At 47.7% G+C, this 2,778-nt stretch carries 3 protein-coding genes and 1 pseudogene; 3 read left to right on the top strand and 1 reads right to left on the bottom strand.

The window, feature by feature from the left end; genetic code table 11:
- Positions 1 to 14: 14 nt before the first annotated feature.
- Together ACJHX7_RS26040 and ACJHX7_RS26035 are read left to right on the top strand one after the other, a co-directional pair.
- Entirely contained in the window at positions 15 to 209 is a 195-nt protein-coding gene (locus ACJHX7_RS26040) for a Rop family plasmid primer RNA-binding protein (RefSeq protein ID WP_001041633.1), read from the top strand.
- 653 nt (positions 210 to 862) lie between these two features.
- Positions 863 to 975 (top strand): annotated as a pseudogene (locus ACJHX7_RS26035) (replication initiation protein).
- Between the two features lie 230 nt (positions 976 to 1,205).
- Here the strand turns inward: ACJHX7_RS26035 and ACJHX7_RS26030 are convergent.
- Entirely contained in the window at positions 1,206 to 1,502 is a 297-nt protein-coding gene (locus tag ACJHX7_RS26030; protein WP_000609270.1) for a HigA family addiction module antitoxin, read from the bottom strand.
- A gap of 344 nt (positions 1,503 to 1,846) precedes the next feature.
- Between ACJHX7_RS26030 and ACJHX7_RS26025 the strand changes: the two genes are divergently transcribed.
- The gene (locus ACJHX7_RS26025; RefSeq protein WP_000586174.1) at positions 1,847 to 2,128 is read left to right on the top strand and encodes a type II toxin-antitoxin system RelE/ParE family toxin; all 282 of its coding nucleotides are present in this window, start codon (positions 1,847 to 1,849) and stop codon (positions 2,126 to 2,128) included.
- Positions 2,129 to 2,778: the final 650 nt, after the last annotated feature.

Below are 2,778 nucleotides of genomic sequence, written 5' to 3'. Positions count from 1 at the left end.
GAGAACAACGGAAGGTGAACAAACAGCAACAAACTGCGCTGAATATGGCGCGATTTATCAAAAGCCAGAGCCTGACACTGCTTGAAAAACTGGATGCTCTGGATGCCGACGAACAGGCGGCCATGTGCGAACGACTGCACGAACTCGCGGAAGAACTCCAGAACAGCATCCAAGTTCGCTTTGAGACCGAAAGTGAAACAGGAACATAACGAAGCTGACGGAGGCGCTCACGGCTTGTCCGCGAGCGTTTTCGGCAGCAGACAAGCCCGCCAGGGCGCGTCAGCGGGTGTCGGGGCGAAGCCCTGACCCAGTCACGTAGCGATAGCGGAGTGTATACTGGCTTAACTATGCGGCATCAGTGCAGATTGTATGAAAAGTGCCCCATGCCGGGTGTGAAATTCCGCACAGATGCGTAAGGAGAAAATGCGCGTCCAGGCGCTTTTCCGCTTCCTCGCTCACTGACTCGCTACGCTCGGTCGTTCGGCTGCGGCGAGCGGTACTGACTTACACAAAAACGGCAGCACGGTTATCCACAGAATCAGGGGATAAGGCCGGAAAGAACATGTGAGCAAAAGACCAAGAACAGGAAGAAGGCCGCGCCGCAGGCGTTTTTCCATAGGCTCCGCCCCCCTGACGAGCATCACAGAAATCGACGCTCAAGTCAGAGGTGGCGAAACCCGACAGGACTTAAAGATACCAGACGTTTCCCCCTGGTGGCTCCCTCGTGCGCTCTCCTGTTCCGACCCTGCCGCTTACCGGATACCTGTCCGCCTTTCTCCCTTCGGGAAGCGTGGCGCTTTCTCATAGCTCACGCTGTAGGTATCTCGGTTCAGTGTAGGTCGTTCGCTCCAAGCTGGGCTGTGTGCACGAACCCCCCGTTCAGCCCGACCGCTGCGCCTTATCCGGTAACTATCATCTTGAGTCCAACCCGGAAAGACATGCAAAACACCATTGGCAGCAGCCACTGGTAACTGATTTAGAGGAGTTAGTCTTGAAGTTATGCGCCAGTTAAGGCTAAACTGAAAGAACAAGTTTTGGTGACTGCGCTCCTCCAAGCCAGTTACCCTGGTTCAGAAACTTGCCGGTTACTGAACCTTCGAAAAAACCACCTTGCCGGGTGGTTTTTTCGTTTACGAGAAACGATACGATCCAGTTGCCTGAGAGTCAAGACAGAAAAAGGCCGCATATAGCGGCCTTTTCTTTTCTCAAAATATAGGAACCAATTCATCTAATTCCTTAATGACATTAGGTGACTTCCTGCTCGCGTTAAGACTGTATTGAGTCTGCATGTTTATCCACGACTCGGCACTGCGACCAAGAACTCGAGAAAGCCTTAATGCCATCTCAACACTTAAATCAGCTTTTCCATTCAGCACTCTACTTAGAGTGGAAGGTGATACATGCAGTTTTTCAGACAGGTCCGCGGCTGATATTTCAAACGGTTCCATAAACATCTCACGGATAAAAACCCCTGGATGTACTGGATCGACAAGATTAATCATACCTTCCTCTGAAGCCTATATTAGTTTTAAAAAGATAGGCCTATTGCGTTTTCAGATTGCGCATTGCGCATAACGCAACTCATTGTTGACTAAAAAAAAGAATGACATTATGATGCACATTGGTGCGTCTAATCATTCCTTATGATGTGGGTACTTGATGTGAAATTCAAGGCCCCGGCATTGTACAGCGCATCAAACCAATGTCAACAGATTAAAATGCGACTTGGTTAAGTAAAACCTACGTCATTTATTCAAATAGAGCAAGGGGTTTGCAATGGAAATACGGATGAACCGGAAAAATAAACTGCGATGTTTCTATCTAAACAAATATGGGATGGTGATTAATGATCATAAATATCAAGCATAAAGGTTTGCGTAAGTTTGCCGAAACAGGTAACAACGCAGGAATTCCGCAACAGTTTACTCAACGTCTGAAGCTGATCCTAACAGCCTTAAGCACAGCGACGAACTTGCAGGATATGATGGATTTAAAGGCATTGCGCTGCCATCCATTGAAGGGAGACCGTCAAGGAGAGTATTCGCTAGAGGTCAATGGAAACTGGCGCGTAGTGTTTAAGCTCGAAGAACCTAACGTCTTTGACGTGGATCTCGAGGATTATCACTAAGAAGGTCCTTAAAGCATCAAAGTGACAGTATCGATGCTTTAGGGTCTCATAAAAAAGCAAAACCTCGGGGTAAGTTATATGAAGTATTTTCTGTACCAGATAGTCCCTATAGCAGCCATCATTTGCGCAGCAATTCTAGCGCTAAAAGGTATCAATGGCTGGGGGTGGTTCTTAACTGTTGGGTTCCTGCTTGCAGGGGCAGATACAGTAAAGGCTCAGTTATCTAAGTAGTAATAAACACTATCAATAGTGGTTGGATAATTGCCCAAAAAGCCTCTATCTGTTCTGAAACAGACAACAAGGAAAAATCGGTGTAAGCCACCTCCATAAGAGGTGGTATTGATATCAACATAGATAAAACCATCCCGTAAATCACAGCATTTACCATAACGTCGCATTACACGCACCGCTAAAACGCGCTGAACGCGATTCTGCCGCGAACACCGCAAAAAGAGATGTTTTACCAAGCGAAAACCGGAAAAATGCGTCAGGATCGCTTTCAGCTCACTGCATAGCTATGCATGAAAGTGAATGGCGATCGGTTTGGGCGCATACGGTGCCCATGAGACACATTTTCGGACATTTTCAGTTCGTGAATCCCTGACTCATTGCTACATATCTGAACAGACACCCCTAGCAGCGCCCCCAGG

Origin of the sequence: Escherichia sp. WS1451, from assembly GCF_046487365.1 — a bacterium.
Classification (GTDB): domain Bacteria; phylum Pseudomonadota; class Gammaproteobacteria; order Enterobacterales; family Enterobacteriaceae; genus Escherichia; species Escherichia coli.
This window is presented reverse-complemented; position numbering and strand designations above follow the sequence as displayed.